Consider the following 16580-nt stretch of genomic DNA (forward strand, 5'->3'; position numbering starts at 1 on the left):
GATCGGTTCGGCCGCAGCCGGAGCGCTGGCGGGGGGCTCGATGGCCCTTGGCCTGACAAGCTCCACCATCCCCACCGTGAATGTCTTCGAGACGGGAGCCGGTTGCGCCGCCGGCCACAGGAACAGAAGGGCAAGGCACAGTGCATGGGCACTTACGGAAATGAGGATGTCGGCGCTTCGCACGGTTACCGTGCTCCTTGTTCCGGCCGTTCGGCCACCACGCCGAAATGGTCGATGCCGGCTTCGCGGATGCGGCCCATGATGTCGACAATACGTCCATAGGACACCCCCCTGTCGGCGCGCAAAAAAACGGCCTTTGACCCCAAGGCGGCCCAATTGCGCAGCCTGTCCGCCAAATCCTCCAGGGAGACGCTCTGCTCGTCGAGAAAAATCGCACCCTTCGGGTCGACCCCGACAACGAGGTGATCATCGTCGACGGGCAAGGCCTCCACGGTCTTGGTCCGAGGCAGATCGACATCCAGACCCTCGGTCATCATGGGGGCGGTGACCATGAAGATGATGAGCAGGACCAGCATGACATCGACAAACGGCGTGACATTGATGTCGGAAGAGTAGCGTCTCCCCCTGCCGCCGGCGCTCATGAACACACCTGCGTTCGAGGCGCGGCGAGTTCCATGCCCTGCGGGTACGTGCAGGCATCGTGGCGCAACCGGTTGAGCAGCAGGCCGGCAAAACTGATGTACTGGCTTTCCAGCGATTCGATCATGCCCAAAAACATGTTGTAGGCGACGCTGGCCGGGATGGCCACGGCGAGGCCGACGGCAGTGGCGATAAGCGCCTCGGAGATTCCCGGCGCGACCGTGGCCAGAGAGGCGGACTGCATCCGCCCGATGGCGTGGAAGGAATGCATGATGCCCCAGACCGTACCGAACAGGCCGATGAAGGGTGCCGCGTTGGCTGAGATAGCCAACAAAGGCAGGGCCCTGGACAATCCGCGTATCTCCTCGGCAATGCCGTGGTGCAGGATGCGACGTACATTGTCGGCGACGAGCTTCTCGGCGTCCCCGGACAGGGATAGTTTTGTAAATTCCTTAAACCCCAACGAAGCCATGCTTCTGATCGACGGTCCGGCCAAAGCGTCGATGGCCACCGCCGCCTCGGCCAGGGAATCCGCCTCAAGGATCTGTCCGGTCAGACGCGATACGCCCCGTTTGGCCACGGTGAGGCTTCGCCACTTCCAGTAGATGACGGTCCAACTGACGACCGACATCACAACCAGCAGGGCCAGCACGGCCTTGGCCACGCCTGTGGCCTGGGAAAGGGCCTGCAACAAGGTACTATCCATATCATCCTCCTTTTTCCCCGGGCGAGAGGGGAACGTTCCTGTTCCATGCCGCCAGACGAGGGCCGAGCGCTCCGGTCGGCCTGCCGTGCATCAGCCGTGCGACACACCGGCGGGAGCCGGCTCCATCCCCGGGAATTCGAAACACGGCCCTGCCGCCGTCAGACGTAAAATGCGGCTGGTCGCGGCCGGGATATCCTCGATGTCGTGGGTGACATGCAGGGCCGCCGCTCCGGCTTCATGCAGCAAGGCGTCCAGATAGCGGCGTATGGCACGACGCAGTTCGGGATCGAGTCCGGTAAAAGGTTCGTCGAGCAGCAGGAGTTCGGGCTCGACCACAAAGGCCCGGGCCAGGGAGACGCGCTGGCGCATGCCGCCGGAGAGCATGTCCGGATAGGCCCCCGCGAAAGCGGCCAGCTCCAGGCGGGCGAGCATGGCGGCGGCTCTCTCCCGGGCTGGTTGTGGCGGGAGGCCCTGGGCCAAAAGCGGCAAGGCCACATTTTCCAGGGCCGTGCGCCAGGGCAAAAGACGCGGTTCCTGGAATACGAATCCGATGCGCCGCGTGGCCAGGGTCACCGTGCCCTGGTTCGGGCGGTCGAGCCCTGCCGCCAGCCGGAGCAGGGTGGACTTGCCGATGCCGCTTGGGCCCACAATGGCCAGGATTTCCCCCACTTCCAGGGTCAGATCGAGGCCGGAGAGCACTGTCCGTCCCCGGTAGTGCTTGCCGACCCCCGAAAAAACGAGCACCGGATTCATGACGGTCTCCGGCCGACGGTGCGTCGGGCCAGCCCCAAAAGCGCCATTTCGGCCACGCCGACGAGGAGCATGCTGCATAGGGCCAGGGCGTAGAGTTGGGGTGTGTCCAGATTGGTCCTGGCCACGGAAAGGGCATGGCCGAGGCCCGTATTGGCGCCCAGGGCCTCGGCCAACACCGCCACCCGCATGGCCCCGCCGAGCGCCACCACGCCGCCGGAAAAAAGCGGCGCGGCCATGGCCGGCGCGTAGATGTGCCAAAAGCGCATGACCGGCGTGAACCGGTAGGCCCTGGCCATCTCCGCAAGCGTCGCGTCCACGGTGGACAGTCCCTCGATCACGGCCACATGGATGGCCGGCGCGACCATAAGCGCCACGATGGCCACGACCATGCCCGCGCCCAGGCCGAACCAGAGCATGCCGAGCATGACGGCCACCACCCCGGGAACGCTGGTCAGCATCCAGCGCGACGGCGCCAGAAAGGTCCGTGCCGCCGGAAAGCGGCCGGCCAGCAGCCCCAGAGCGCCCCCGACGGCAAAGCCGAGAGAAAACCCGCATCCCACACGCCTCGCGCTCACGGCCAGATCGCCCAGCCAGAAGGACGACTGCCCCAAAAGCCCGGTCAAGGCCGCAAATGTTTCCCCGGGCGAGGCCACGGCTATGCCGTGCCCCCGGCCGGACGCCACTTCCCAGGCGCCCATAAGCGCGGCCAGACCGCAGACCCGTCCGACAAGCCCGTCCCATTTCATGCGTCGACCTCGAAAAAGGCGTTTTCGGGGAACCGGCCGCCAATACTTGCCGGCGACATCCCGTGGAGCAGGCCCAGGAAAAACCGGGCGTCTTGCGCCCCCTGCCGTCCCATGACGAGCCGGATGTCCTGGCCCGGCAAGACGCCGTTTACGGCCTGGGAGGCAAGGGCGGGAAAATCCTTCCCGGCAAGGGCCGTGGTTTCCCGGGGATGTGCGGCTAGCCAGCCTGCCGCCTGGACATACGCCGTCTGCAGCGCCTTGCAGGCCGCCGCATCCCGGGCCAGGGAACCGATCACGGCCAAGGCGCTCTGGGCCAATTGCGGATGTTCGGGGAAGACTTCCCGCCAGGCATCCCGGAGGTCCAACCGCTTGGCCAGGACCGGAGCGCCGGGCCGGGGCCGGTCGTTCGCCCGCGACACGGCCAGGCTCGCCGCCGGCTCGCTTAAAAGCGCGCAATGTCCCTGTCCGAGCAAAAGGAGATTGACGGCTTCCAGGGCGTTGCCCGCATGCCGGGGGACAAACGAGACGCCCGCCCGCCCGGCCAAGGCCCGCAAAAGCAAATCCGGCATTTCGCCCGGGCCGAACGGCAGCAGGACTTCCCGGCCGTCGAGACCGGACAGGCGTGACAGCGCGGCATCCGGGGACACCAGCCACACCGGGCTCGACGTGAGGGCCACGACAGTCGCGGGCACGCCCTTGTTGGCCAGGGTGCAGGCCGAGGCCGTGGTCATGAGGGCCGCATCCACGTCGTCCGTGGCGATCATGGCGCGCAACTGGTCCGGTGAATTCCACGGAGTAAAGATCACGGTACGGGCACTCCCCGGCAACGGGCCCGCCCGCCCCATCGCCAGCAAGGGCAAGGTTTCGGCCACGGCCGGACCGGACACCCGGACCGAGGAGGACTTCGCGGCAAAAGCCGGCGCCGCCAGGGACAAGGCCGCCAGTGTCTGCAGGAATTGGCGGCGCGTCATGCCGCAGCCTCCCCGAGGCAGCCGGCCTTGCGCAAAATGTCGACGCGGACCTCGCCCATGGGGGTGTCGCAGGTTCTCGTTTCAAGGGAGAGGAACCCGGCATCCAAGGCGGCCCTGGCGATCTCTCCCGCCTCGAAAGACACATCCTGCCCCTCAAGGGCCAGCGATACCCGGGAAAGAATATAGAAGGGGGGCTTGGTGCGTTCCCCGGTCAGTCCCTCATGGAAACTGATAAAGACGCCGCCAGGGTGCAGGGCATCCAGAACGCGGGCCAAAAGCCCCTCAAGATCCTTGGCGTAGTACAGATTGTGGCTGGCCCAGACGAGGTCGTAGCCCGAACCGAAGGACGCGGTGTTGTAGTCGCCGGGATAAAGCTCCACCCGCCCGGCCATGCCGGCCGCCTCGATTTCCTCCCGCGCCACTTCGATGACCGCCGGCAAATCGGTGAGCGCCCCCCGCATGACCGGAAACCGCGTCAAAATGCCCAGCCCGATGATGCCCGGTCCTCCTCCGAAATCGAGCATGCGGCGCAGCTTGGGGCTTTCCGGCAGGGAAGCGACGATGTCGGCGGCCAACTCGGCCATGCCGGCCCTTTGGTAGCAGGCGAGGTCCCTGGCGGAACGTTTCCATTGCACATCGCCGTCCAGGCGGTCTTCCCGGGCCACGGGCGGCGGCCCGGATTCGAGCAGTTCCGTCAGGTGCGGCAGATTGCGGTGCTGTATTCTTTTGAGATTTTCGACGAGACCACCCATGTACGTCGGGCTCTCCCGACGCAGATACCGGCTGGCGAGCGGCGTGTTGGCGTAGCGGCCCCGCCTTTTCTCGGCCAGTCCCAAAGCGACCAGGGCGTCGAGAAACGTGCGCGTGTTGCCGGGATGCGTCTTCAGGCGCGCGGCGATTTCGTCGGGATCATCCGCCTCGGCCAGGATGTCGGCGATGCCGAGGCTGATCGCCGCATCGAGCAGGGCCATGCGCACCGGTCCGAGCAGCCAATCGAAGAATGGCGCAATAGACGGGTGACCTTCCTGGCCCAAGTCCAAAACCGTTTTCCCACACATGTCTAAAACCTCCAGGTGAGTGAAGCGCCGAATGTTTGCGGTTCGCCGTCCTCGACCAGCATGTCGCCCGAACTGTCGCGAACCTTTTTGGTGGCATGGTCGACATCAAAAATGTTCTTGCCCCACAGGGCGAGTTCCCACTGCTTGAAGGCATAGCCGACACGGGCGTTGACCAGGGCGAAGCCGTCCTGGCTGAGGCTGTTTTCGGCATCGAAATACTGGGTGCCCGCGCCGTAGAGGTCGGCCCGGGCGAAGAGGCCGCAGGGATGGGCATATCCCGCGCCGAGGTGGTAGGTGAGATCCGGGGCCCAAGGCAGGCGCTTGCCCTTGTAGCTGTAGGGCACGCCGTCCTGGTTGACGCTCCAGTCGTCGACAACCGAGTAGGTGTAGCCGAGCCCCCCCTGGAGTTCGAGGCCGGCAAGCGGCTTTCCCGTCAACTCGACTTCCACGCCTTGGGAATGGGCCCGGCCGGCGTTGGTGAACTTCCACACACCCACGCCGCCGTCGGGATCATCCTCGCGGACCTGCTTGTCGCGGATGTCGGTATAAAAAACGGAAACATTGGCCGTAAGCTTCTGGTCAAACCAGTTGGTCTTGAGCCCCACTTCGTAGTTCGTGGTGTGTTCGGGCTGATAATAAAAGGTCGAAAGGCTGTCGGCCGTGTAATAATTGAACCCGCCGGCCAGGAAGCCGTTGGACCAGGTGGCATAGGCCGTGACATTGGGCGTCACGTCGTAGGCCAGAGAAGCCATGGGCAGGACCTCGAAGGAATCGAGCTCCTTGCTGTAGCCGACCAGTCTCGTCGAGCCGGTGCGGTAGGTCTGTCCGCCGTGGGCCAGGGCGTATTCCCCGCGCAGTCCGGCCGTGAGGCGCAGGTTGTCGAAAATGGAATAGGTCGCCTGGCCGAAGGCGGCCCAGCTCGACTCCGTGGCGTCCGTGTCGGCATACGTGGAAGCCTTGGAGACGGAGCGGATGCGGTTCATCTGGATGTCGGATTGCGTGGAGCTGCCGAACAGGCCGAAAAGCCAGTTGAGTCGCTGCTTGCCCGGCGAGGCGAACCGCAACTCCTGCGTGATGCCGTGCTGCTTGAGATCCTGATCGGAATAGCTCTTGAACGTGGACGTCCGGTCGAGATCGGACTGAAACTGGTAGCGGTAATCCATGTAGCTGGTGATGGAGGTCACCTCCATCACCGGGCCGGAATACTTGGCGGTGACGGATGGGGTGATGACATTTTCCTCGGCGTCATCCGAGGCGTCCGACATGACGTTGAAGCGTTTTGTCGCGTTGGAGCCCGTTTCGTAGCGCAGCCTGCCGATCCCCTTGTCAGTGTGGCTGGCGTCCATGGCCAGACGCAGATCGAAGACATCGGTCGGCGTCCAGCGCAACACGCCCCGGCCCCGCATGGATTCGTCCTTGGCGGCCTTGTCGTCATCCTTGTACTCGTTGTGCATGTAGCCGTCTGTCTGGTAGCGCACGAAATTGCCGGCCAGAAAGAGCTTGTCCTTGACCAGGGGTGTACTGACATTGGCGCCGGCGCGCAGGGTGTTGTAGCTGCCGTAATCCGAAAACACGCTGGCCCGCACCTGGTTGTCCGGTTTTTTGAGCACCACATTGACCACGCCGGCCTCGCTGTTGCGGCCGTACAGCGTCCCCTGGGGGCCGCGCAGCACCTCGATGCGCTCCACGTCGAGAAAAAGCAGGTTTTGCATGTAGGTCACCGGATAGGGCACGTCGTCCACATAGAGCCCCACCGGCGAATAGATGGAGGTGTCGAAAGACGACAGGCCGCGAATCACGATGCCATCCCCGGACGTCGCGTTTTTCATCCAGACGTTCGGCAGCGTGTCCAGCACCTCGCCAAGTTTCCAGGCGCCCATTTCCTCGATCTGCGTATCGGGCACCGTGGAAATGCTGGCAGGCACTTTTCCCAGGCTTTCCTCGCGCTTGGTGGCGGTGACGGTCACCGGCTCGAGGACGAGGGTTTTGCGTTTTTCGGACGCGCCTTTCTCCTTATCCGCGTTGTCTTCGGCGAAGGCGGCGGCAGGCAACAGCAGCAATATGAAGACGATGAGAAGTCGCAACACCAGCATGAACGAAGACCCCCCCTGTGCTTAGGCTTCGCCCGAAAACCTGTGCCAGCGACCGGGATCGAACGTCCTTGGAAGTGTGGCACGGAATTGAGACGAAATTGATTTTCAGGATCAATATATCGGGACATGCGTTCGCGCTAACCCGAGACGGGTCAATTTTTGATCCGAGCGGGGAATTTTTTCAGGCAAGGCCAGGCACGCGGCGGCAAAAGCGGAGCACCGCGGCAAGGCAGACGGAACGAGCAAGCGGCGTCAATCCCGCAATGGCGGCATGCGCGGCGCCATGAAGCGCGCGAAAGAGCATGACCGCTGTCAGACGGGCATCTTCCGTCCGCCAGCTGCCGGCTTGGCGCGAGGAGGGGCAGGCCTGGGGAAGGGGGGACGGACTTGCGCGTGAGCTCCCTGGGCGGGGCCCACGCGCAAGCCGGAGCAGGTTCCCGGCTCAGTCTTCCGATGCTTCGGCCAGGGCGGCGTAGGCGCCGCCTTTGGCGAGGAGCTCGGCATGGGTTCCCTGTTCGACGATGCGTCCGCGCTCCATAACCAGAATCCGATCGGCGTGTTTGATGGTGGAAAGCCGATGGGCGATCACCAACATGGCCCGCTTGCCGCGAATGGAGGCCAGGGCGGCCTGAAACGCGGCTTCGTTTTCGCTGTCGAGGTTGGATGAGGCCTCGTCAAGGAGGAGGATGGGCGCTTCTGCGAGCAGTGCCCGGGCAATGGCGATGCGCTGCCGCTGCCCGCCGGAAAGCCGCGCCCCCTGTTCGCCGCAGCGCGTGTCGTAGCCTTCCGGAAGCGCCGTGATGAACGTATGGGCCTGGGCCAGACGCGCCGCGCGTTCCACATCCGCCAGCGAGGCCTCGGGCTTCCCGAGTCGGATATTGTCGGCAACACTCTCGTTGAAAAGATGCACCTCCTGGGGGACCCAGGCGATTTCCCGGTGCAAGGCCGTCAGGGGAAGCTCGCGGATGTCCCGCCCGCCAAGCCGGATGGCCCCGCCCGTCACGTCCCAAAAGCGCAGGGCCAGCGCGGCGCAGGTGCTTTTCCCCGCTCCCGACGCGCCGACCAGCGCCACCATTTTCCCGGGAGGCAGCGTCAGGCTGATCCCGTCGAGAACCGGCTTCCCGCCCGCGGCGTCATATCGAAACCCCACGGTTTCAAAGGACAAGGTCGTGTCGTTTGGGATCGGGGCCTGGCCGTCATCCCGGACGCAGCTCTTCTGGGTGAAGATGGTCAGGATGCGCCGGGCGCCGGCCCGCAATTCGCCGAGCTTGCGTGCGGTTTGGGTCACCTCGACGATGGGAATGAGCGCCGCTCCGGACAGCACCAGCATGAGCGGATAAGAGGCCAGCGGCAGGTCTCCGGCGCGCAGCAGCCAAAGCCCGACGATCGCCGCGGCCAGGGTCGCGCCGGCCACGGACAGATCGATGGCCGCGTGTTCGAGCCCGGCGCGGATGCCGTAGCGGCGTTGCGCCGCGGCAAGCGTTTGCGACCGTTCGCGAAGGCGGTCGAGAAAGTCCTTTTCCCGGCCGAAAATGGCCAGTTCGCGCAGGGATTGGATGGTTTCCACGGTATCGGCGTTGAGCCGGCCCAGGTGCTCCATGACGACGCGGCCCTGGGCTCCGGCCCGGCTGGCCAGCCAATACGGCACCGAGGCAACGAGGAGCATGAACGGCAGCAGCGTCAGCGCGGCCAGGGGATGCAAAAAGGCGAGGAAGACAAGCGCGCCCAGCGGGACGATGATGGCGCCGACGTAATCGGCGAGCGTATGGGCATAAAAATGCTCCATCAGCTCCGCGTCCGCCGTGGCCACCGAAGCCAACTCGCCGGTGCGTCGGCCCAGCACATAGCGCGGGGCCGAGCGTTCCAGGCCGTCGTAAATCCCGACCTGCAGGATTTCGATGAGGGAAAAGGCCAGTTCGTGGGACACATAGGCCTGCCACTGGCGCGCGCCGACGGCAATGGCCACGGCGATGCCGAGAATCCAAAATCCGGGCACAAGCTCCGCCGGCGGCGTTCCGGTTGCCGCCCGGCCGACCAACCAGGCGCCGATGGCGAAGGTGGCAAGCGCTCCTCCCTGGTTGAGAATGCCGGAAAGAATGGTCCAGGCGAGCAGTCCCCAGCGGCTTTTCACAAGGGGAATAAGGCCGAGCAGTCCGCCCCGGCTTTCGTCCCCGTCGGCAGCGGACAATGCGGATGCGATGGTGGTCATGCGGCGACTCCTTCCTGGGCGGCCATGAGTTTCGCGTAGACGCCGTGGGCGTGGGCAAGCTGTTCGTGCGCGCCTTCCTCGACCACATTTCCCGCCTCAAGGACGAGAATGCGGTCGGCCTTGGCCACGGTGGACAGGCGATGGGCGATGACAAGCGTCGTGCGGCGCGCGGCCGGCGCTTCGATGGCTTCGCGGATGGCCCGTTCGGTGAGGCTGTCGACGCTGGAGGTGGCTTCGTCGAGAATGAGGATGGGCGCATTTTTGAGCAGCGCCCGGGCAATGGAAAGCCGCTGGCGCTGGCCGCCGGAGAGTTTCGCGCCGCGCTCGCCGATTTGACTCGCATAGCCGTCGGGCAGGCTCGCAATGAAGCCATGGATGTGGGCGGCCTTGGCCGCCGCGCGGATTTCGTCGGAGCTGGCGTCCGGCTTGGCGATCCGCAAATTGTCCTCGATCGAACCGTGAAAGAGCACCGTGTCCTGGGAGACGACGCCGAAGAGTTCCCGCAGGCGGTGAAGCGGCAATTGCCGGATGTCCGTGCCGCCGATCCGGATCGTTCCCTCCTGGGGATCGAAAAACCGCAGAAGCAGCGAGACCAGTGTCGATTTCCCGGCTCCCGAAGGACCGACCAAGGCGACGAATTCGTTTTCGGCCACGGTGAACGACAGATGCGAAAGGGCCGCCGTCGTGTCGGTTTCATAGGCAAAGGTGACCTGCTCGAACGTGAGGTCATGGCGCCGGGGCACCGGCGCGGGATGGTCCGGTTCGCCGACCGGCGGCCGCTCGGCCAGAAGCGTCAGCATCGGCTCCACGGCCCCCCCGGCGGACCAGGCCGTGTGGAATTCCTTTTCCAGCCGTTCGAGGGGGCGGAAGGCCTCCCGGGCGAGAAAGAGCGTCATGAAAAGCGGCAAGGGCGCAAGCTCCCCGGCCGCGATGCGCCAACTGTCGTAGGCAAGCACCACGGCAATGCCGGAAAGGGTGAAAAGACCGGTGAGGCCGTGGCGCACGAGTGTGAGGCGCAGTGTCTCCATGGATTGGCGTCGAAGCGCCTGCGCCCGGATCGCCAGCGCCTGGCGACGCGCCCGCGTGGCGGCAAAGGCCTTCAAGGTGACGATGCCCTGGATGCTGTCGAGCAGATACGCGCCAAAGGCGCCCATGGCTTCGAACATGCCGGCGTGTTTGGGCATCCGCCAGCGCAACCAGAACCAGTCGGCGGCGGGATAGGCGATGACGAAAAGGCCAAGCAGCAGGGCCGAGCGCCAATCCACATAAAAAAGCGCGGCCAACACGCCGCCGCAGCCGAAAAGGGCAATGACGATCGCCGGCAGGTAGCGGCTGAAATAGGTTTCCAGCGCCTCGACCCCGGCGACGAGGGTGGTTTGCAGATCGCCGGTCTGCTGCTTGAGGGTGATGCCCGGCCCAAGGGTGAGCAGATGCGACAACAATTTTCCGCGTAACTGGGTTTTGACGGCCTGGGCCGTGGCGGTGGAGGCGATTTCCGAAGCCCAGATCAAACCGGCCCGCAGCAAGGCGGCAACGGCAAAGGCGGCAATCCATGGCGTCGCCTCACCGCCCCCCGCCCCCAGGATGAGGCGCACCAGGGCCAAGGCCAGAAAAATACCCTGTGCCGCATAGCAGGCCGTGATCAGCAAACCGAGCAGGACGCTCAGGGCGAATTTGTCGGCAATGGGGCCAACAAGCTTTACGATAGATCCGTACATCAACGCGGCTCCCTGTTGGATCTTTTGACCGCAGCAACATGACTGGCAGTCAGTCACACCATCCATACAGGGGGGCGTCGACCCGCGCTAACCCGCGGGGGGACGATTCTTGATCCGCGAAGGGAATTGCGACCGGCCGACGCCTGAGCCTCGGCGGCGCGTTCGAAAACGGAGGAGGGGGGCGGCACGGGCCTTCCCATGCCCGGCGGCACGGCCGCCAGCACCGCCCGCAGCCGCGATTTTTTTAGAATCCCCCCCGGACGCGCCCATAATCCTTGGGGTTAAGGCCGTAGCGCTCCCGAAAGGCCCGGCTGAAATGGCTCAGGCTCTGATACCCGATTTGATACGCGGCTTCGCTTACGGTCACATCGCCGGAAACAAGCAGTTCCCGGGCGCGCTCCAAGCGATATTCGCGGAAGTATTCAAAAACAGGCCGCCCGAAGACTTGTTTGAATCCGATTTTCAGTTTTTTTTCATTGATGCCGACCAGCTTGGCCAGCATGGCCACGTTCGGCGGATTTTCGAAATCTTTGACAAGCAGTTCCTTGGCGGCCTGAATGCGTTCCACATCCTTTGTTCGCAAGGATTGTTTGTTTCGATTTTCATCGGGATCAGCACCAAGACATTCATTGAGCTGCCACGCCAAGAGTTCCAGCACCCGACTTTCCAAAAACATTTTTTGAACGCCGTCAGTATATTCATTATGTATTATTTGCATAAGAAGCGACATTTTGGCGGAACTTTCCGTTCCTCGCCAATAAAACTGTTCCTTTTGTTCAGCGATGACTTTTTTGAATGCGCAAGAAATTCTCCTTTTGTCATCTTTAAAATAACTATCCAGGAATAATGGTGTTGTCAGGATGCTTACAACGAATACCCCGGCGTCATGATCACTTTCAAGGGTGCCCGATGTTTCAGGGAAATAATAAATACCGTTGCACCCTTTATTAAGGAGATGTGTCTGGTTTTTTAAAGCGCCATCGTAATACGTGCAGCGATTGGCGCCCGACACGATGAATCCGAATTGCACCGGTGCATTGCCGATTTCAAATTTGAATTTGGCCTCGATGCCGGGTCGCACGGCCGATATATTGAGGAGAAGTTCCGGTCGCAGGGCAATGACCCGGCTTGCGGCGGACATCACCCCCTGCTTGGCTTTGACCCGATATTCGACGTGATGCGCGCATCCTTCCGGCTTGCTTGTGACGTTAAACTGGTATTTCATAAGGATCCTTAAAAATTTTATCCACGTATGCCGTCGCGGATTTTGATCGCCAATACCGACAAAATCAAGCCTATTGGTGTCGTTCGTAGCGCGCGTTCGATCCTGCCAGGCCCGCTTTTGGCTGCAACCTGGGATCGCACTGGCAACCAAGGATTGGAGAAGCGGGGTGTATTGACAATGAAAATGATTTTCATTTATATCCAAACCCGCTCGAGAAAACAAGCCGGAATACCCAGCGTCAAAACATGCCCGCGCCTGACGCCGTCATGGAAAGACGGCAGAGTGAAAGGAAGGAAGTTGTGGCCACGTCGACACGCTCTGCATGGCCGCTGTGCTGGCCCTCGTCCGGGAGTCGAACTGGAAATGGGCGGCCTTTTCGGTGGTCGACGGACCGTGCTTCGCCTCCCTCGCGGCGGCGTGCGTATGCCGAATCGGCTCGCCCCTGATTGAGGATCGTATTCGCAACCAAACACACCGACGCCGCCGTCACCGTCTCCGAAACGAGAGGTCTCTCGTTTTTTCAGACGGGTGTGGCTGTACGGCGGCGTCGGCAGAAAGGAACTGCTCCTTGGCACAGTCCCAACATACCTTGCGGCCCACCCCCCCCTCGGTTTCGATCCGGCACAGCATCCCCGGCCGTCTCCGGGTGCGGGTCCGTCCGGGAAGCTCCGCGCCCGGCCTGGCCGCGATCTGCCAGTCCCTGCCCGGCGTGCGGTCCGTGCGCGTGAACCCGGCCTGCGCCGCCATTGTCCTTGCCTACGATGCCTGCCAGACCGGGGCGGAATGCCTTGTGCGGGCCATCCGGGAAGCCTCGGGAGGTACTGCCGCGGCCGCATTGCCGCGGTCGGGCGCCCGCGTCGCCTGTGCCTGCGGTGGGTCCGCCCCGTCACGGTCGAACGTCGGCCGGCAACTTGTTCGTTTCCTCTCGCTCTCCGGCGTCATGGTCTACGTCTTCGTGCGCAAGGTCGCTTTCGGGGCGGTGCTCTCCGAGGCGGCCCTGTCGCCGCTGGGGCTGATCGCCCTGGCCGCCGCCGTGCCCGTGGCCCGGGAGTCGTTGCGCCACGCCCGGGAGAAACGCTTCACCCTGGAGGGCTTCCTGGCCGCCGGCTGCGCGGCCGCCACCTTTTCCGGGCAGGCCCTTACCGCCCTGGAAATTCTCTGGATCCAAAGCGGCGCGGAAACCCTCAAGGCCTGGGTGTCGGAGCGGTCCCGCAAATCCATTTCGGCCATTTTGGACCTCACGGCCAAAAACACCTTCATCCTGGCCGGGGACGTCGAGGTGGAGGTGCCGGTTTCCGCCGTCAAACCGCGCGACATCGTGGTGCTGCACACGGGAGAGAAGATTTCTGTCGACGGCCGCATTATCGCGGGCGAGGCCCTGGTGGACGATTCGCCCATCACCGGACGGGCCGAGCCGGCCCATGTCGGCCCGGGCGACAATGTCTTCGCCGGAGCCTACGTGCGCCAGGGGCTCATCCAGGTCCGGGCCGAATGCGTTGGCGACCGGACCTACCTGGCCCGCATCATGCGCCAGGTCGAGGATTCGCTGGAAAACAAGGCCCCCATCGAGTCCGTGGCCGACAATCTGGCCCGGTCCATGGTGCGGCTGGGGATCGCGGCCACGGGACTCACGCTGCTGACCACGGCCAGCCTGTGGCGGGCGTTTACGGTCATGATGGTCATGGCCTGCCCCTGCGCCACCGTCCTCTCCGCCCAGACCGCCGTTTCCGCCGCCATCGCCGCCGCCGCCAAACGCGGCATTCTCATCAAGGGGGGGCGGTATCTGGAAGAGGTGGGCAAGGCGGATACGGTCTGCTTCGACAAGACCGGCACGCTCACCAGCAACCAGCCGCGCATCGAGTGCATCCTCAATTTTTCCGAACTCGACGAGGACGCGCTGCTCCGCTTCGCCTATTCGGCCGAGATGCACAACCATCATCCACTGGCCCTGGCCATCCGCAACGAGGCCGTGGCCAGGGAGATCGACCCCATCTCCCATGTGGTGTGCGATTTCACCCTGGGCAAGGGCGTGCGCGCCGTGGTCGGCGAGGATGTCATCCGCCTGGGTAACCGTGGATATCTTGATGAAATCGGTATAGAAACAAGCGCACGGATCCAGGACGTCACCCCACTTATGGATCGTGGGTTGACGGTCATTTTTCTGGCAAAAAACAAGGATATCCTCGCTGCATTGGCCTTTGCCAACGAGTTGCGGCCTGACGCCAAGTCCACGGTCTCCGCCCTGACGCGCACAGGGGTGTCCACGGTAGCCATGGTGACAGGTGATACGGAAAAAACAGCTCTTGATCTGTGCCGTCAATTAGATATTGATTTGTGCCACCATTCGATATTACCCGAGCAAAAAGGTGCTATCGTCAACCAGCTTCAGCAGGGAGGGCACTCGGTGATCATGGTCGGCGACGGCATCAACGACGCCCTGGCCCTGGCCGAGGCGGATATCGGCATCGCCATGAGCGCCGGCGGGGCGGACGTGGCCATCGAGGCGGCGGACATCGCGCTTGTCCGGGACGATCTTGCCGACATTCTGTACGTCCGCGACTTGAGCCGCCGCACGTTGCTGGTGGCGCGGCAGAACTTCTGGATCGCCACGTCCACCAACATCGGCGGGGCCTTTGCCGGAGCGCTTGGCCTTCTCTCGCCCATGGCCGCCGGGCTGTTGCACATCGTGCACACGCTTGGCGTGCTGGCCAATTCCTCGCGGCTGCTTTTGTCCCTGCCGGAGGCGGCTGTGCCGGAAACCCGCGTGATACCGACGAGGCAGCCACGCAAACCCGAACCGGAGAAAGCATAGTCCATGAACATGCAGGAACTGTTGGAAATGCGCACCTTGGTCGACGTCGTGCATCACGTGCCTGGCCGGCTGCGGCTGCGGCTGGATCCGCGCCTGCGCCAGCATCCGGCGGCCCGGGAACTCGGGAACTGGAGTTCCAATGGTTCCGCTGTCCTTGCCACGCGACTCAATCCCGTGGCCCGGTCCCTCGTCGTCTCCTATGACCCGAAAAGGATCGATCCCGCTGTGTTGGAAGAATTTTTGGTCGGTGCCGATGACGAACGCGCCAAGGCGCTGGCCGAAACGCTCGCCAATTTTTTTGGCGTGACACCCCAAGCCTAGAGGAGAACACGGAATGGAAAACGCGACGTATCAGGAAGGATGCGCCATGGGCTCGCCCGCGACAGGCCCGCAAGCGGCCTTCGCCGGGTCGTCCGAGGCCGGACCGTCCGGTTACGCGCCCGGGCAGGCCGCTGCTTCGCAGCAGGGCGAACAGCAGCAAAAGGCCCAAGTCCAGGCCGGAGGGAACGCGGCAGGTTGTGCCGAAGCCGCCGTGAACACCCCCCAGGAGGGTTATACCGGTTCGCAACTGGCTGCTGCACCGGCCGGACCGCAAGCGTACGCCGCCCCGCAGACAGCCCCGCACGAAAGCGCTCCACAGGGCTACGCCGCCCCACAAGGTTACGCCGGACCTCAGGGCTACGCCGCCCCGCAAGGGTACGCCGCCCCACAAGGTTACGCCGGACCTCAGGGCTACGCCGCCCCGCAAGGGTACGCCGCCCCACAAGGTTACGCCGGACCGCAGGGCTACGCCGCCCCGCAAGGGTACGCCGGGCCGCAGGGGTACGCTGCCCCGCAAGACAATGGAGGCCCCAAGGGCGGTCCCCAGGACAAGCCGTCCGGTCCGTCCGGCCATGACCAGCCTGGGCATGTTTGCACGTGCGGCAAACACGAAGCCGCCCCTGAAAGCCCTTACGGTCCCCAGGCGGGGATGCCCTTTGGTCCCCAGCCCGGCATGCCGTACGGCTTCCAGCCCGGATATGGACCGCAACCTGGTATGATGTTCGGTCCCCAGGGCCCGCAGCCGGCCTACGGCCCCCAGCCCGGCATGTCCCCTGGCCCCCATCCCGGCGCGATGCCTGGTCCGCAGCCGGGATTTCCTCCCCAGCCGGGCATGGTTCCCGGTCCGCAGCCCGGTATGCCGTACGGTTTTCAGCCCGCATACGGCCCGCAGCCCGGCATGACGTACGGCCCCCAGGGCCCGCAGCCGGTCTACGGTCCCCAGCCGGGGATGGCCGCCGGTCCGGGGCCGGAGGCCGAACATGGCGGATGCGACGGGAAAAAAGGCAACCCCGGCTTCGGCGGGTTCCCTGGTTTCGCCGGGCAGGCCGGGTTCGGCGCTCCGGCTTTCGCGGCCATGGCCGGCATGCCCGGTTTCGGGGCCGAGGACCCGCAGCACCTGCAAAACCGCTACGGCCAGATGCTGACCATGTGCAACGAAATCATGCAGGGCAAGGCCGACCCGGTCAAAATCGCCTCGTTTTTGACAGCTAATGGCACGCACTTCTGGAAAGGGGCCATTGTTGGCGCGCTTGCCACCTTCGTCCTGACCAACAGCTCCGTCAAATCCGCCATGGGCGACAGCTTTTCCGCCATCTTCGGCGGGGGCAAGGCAACAGAACCGAACGCGTAACCGCCAACCATACCAGA

13 protein-coding genes are annotated in these 16580 nt (G+C 64.1%); 3 read left to right on the forward strand and 10 right to left on the reverse strand.

All coding sequences use genetic code 11. The annotated features are described in order from the left end of the window. Positions 1-185: 185 nt before the first annotated feature. The 10 genes from ACMZ6R_RS03025 to ACMZ6R_RS03070 all read right to left on the reverse strand — a co-directional run bounded on the left by ACMZ6R_RS03025 (position 186) and on the right by ACMZ6R_RS03070 (position 12079). Positions 186-602 (reverse strand): ExbD/TolR family protein, encoded by a 417-nt coding sequence (locus ACMZ6R_RS03025; protein WP_416109411.1) that lies wholly within the window; start codon positions 600-602, stop codon positions 186-188. Continuing rightward, positions 599-1306 carry a MotA/TolQ/ExbB proton channel family protein gene (locus tag ACMZ6R_RS03030; protein ID WP_416109412.1) on the reverse strand — a complete coding sequence of 236 codons (708 nt, stop codon included), beginning with the start codon at positions 1304-1306 and terminating at the stop codon, positions 599-601. The genes ACMZ6R_RS03025 and ACMZ6R_RS03030 overlap by 4 nt, the downstream gene beginning before the upstream one ends. 90 nt (positions 1307-1396) lie before the next feature. Beyond that, entirely contained in the window at positions 1397-2059 is a 663-nt protein-coding gene (locus ACMZ6R_RS03035) for an ABC transporter ATP-binding protein (protein WP_416109413.1), read from the reverse strand. Next, the gene (locus tag ACMZ6R_RS03040) at positions 2056-2805 is read right to left on the reverse strand and encodes an ABC transporter permease (RefSeq protein ID WP_416109414.1); all 750 of its coding nucleotides are present in this window, start codon (positions 2803-2805) and stop codon (positions 2056-2058) included. The genes ACMZ6R_RS03035 and ACMZ6R_RS03040 overlap by 4 nt, the downstream gene beginning before the upstream one ends. Beyond that, positions 2802-3776 (reverse strand): ABC transporter substrate-binding protein, encoded by a 975-nt coding sequence (locus ACMZ6R_RS03045; RefSeq protein ID WP_416109415.1) that lies wholly within the window; start codon positions 3774-3776, stop codon positions 2802-2804. The genes ACMZ6R_RS03040 and ACMZ6R_RS03045 overlap by 4 nt, the downstream gene beginning before the upstream one ends. After that, positions 3773-4834, reverse strand: coding sequence for a methyltransferase family protein (locus ACMZ6R_RS03050; protein ID WP_416109416.1), 1062 nt, complete (start codon positions 4832-4834; stop codon positions 3773-3775). Before ACMZ6R_RS03050 ends, ACMZ6R_RS03045 begins: the two co-directional genes overlap by 4 nt. Positions 4835-4836: 2 nt before the next feature. Next, on the reverse strand, positions 4837-6927 hold the full coding sequence (locus tag ACMZ6R_RS03055; protein ID WP_416109417.1) for a TonB-dependent receptor: 2091 nt from the start codon (positions 6925-6927) through the stop codon (positions 4837-4839). A 442-nt stretch (positions 6928-7369) separates the two neighbouring features. Further along, positions 7370-9136: an ABC transporter ATP-binding protein gene (locus ACMZ6R_RS03060; protein ID WP_416109418.1), complete on the reverse strand. Its 1767-nt coding sequence runs from the start codon at positions 9134-9136 to the stop codon at positions 7370-7372. Beyond that, positions 9133-10854, reverse strand: a complete 1722-nt coding sequence (locus ACMZ6R_RS03065) for an ABC transporter ATP-binding protein (protein ID WP_416109419.1) — start codon at positions 10852-10854, stop codon at positions 9133-9135. The genes ACMZ6R_RS03060 and ACMZ6R_RS03065 overlap by 4 nt, the downstream gene beginning before the upstream one ends. 244 nt (positions 10855-11098) lie before the next feature. Further along, a complete protein-coding gene (locus ACMZ6R_RS03070; RefSeq protein ID WP_416109420.1) occupies positions 11099-12079 on the reverse strand; it encodes a helix-turn-helix domain-containing protein in 981 nt (326 codons plus the stop codon). 568 nt (positions 12080-12647) lie between these two features. Here ACMZ6R_RS03070 and ACMZ6R_RS03075 point away from each other — a divergent pair. Genes ACMZ6R_RS03075 through ACMZ6R_RS03085 form a run of 3 tightly spaced genes read left to right on the forward strand, consistent with a single transcriptional unit; the run spans position 12648 to position 16563 of the window. Next, positions 12648-14891 carry a heavy metal translocating P-type ATPase gene (locus tag ACMZ6R_RS03075; protein WP_416109421.1) on the forward strand — a complete coding sequence of 748 codons (2244 nt, stop codon included), beginning with the start codon at positions 12648-12650 and terminating at the stop codon, positions 14889-14891. Between the two features lie 3 nt (positions 14892-14894). Then, on the forward strand, positions 14895-15212 hold the full coding sequence (locus tag ACMZ6R_RS03080; protein WP_416109422.1) for a hypothetical protein: 318 nt from the start codon (positions 14895-14897) through the stop codon (positions 15210-15212). 13 nt (positions 15213-15225) lie between these two features. Next, positions 15226-16563 carry a hypothetical protein gene (locus ACMZ6R_RS03085; protein WP_416109423.1) on the forward strand — a complete coding sequence of 446 codons (1338 nt, stop codon included), beginning with the start codon at positions 15226-15228 and terminating at the stop codon, positions 16561-16563. The last annotated feature ends 17 nt before the right edge of the window (positions 16564-16580 follow it).

The sequence above is a fragment of the Solidesulfovibrio sp. C21 genome (genome assembly GCF_047785625.1).
GTDB lineage: Bacteria > Desulfobacterota > Desulfovibrionia > Desulfovibrionales > Desulfovibrionaceae > Solidesulfovibrio.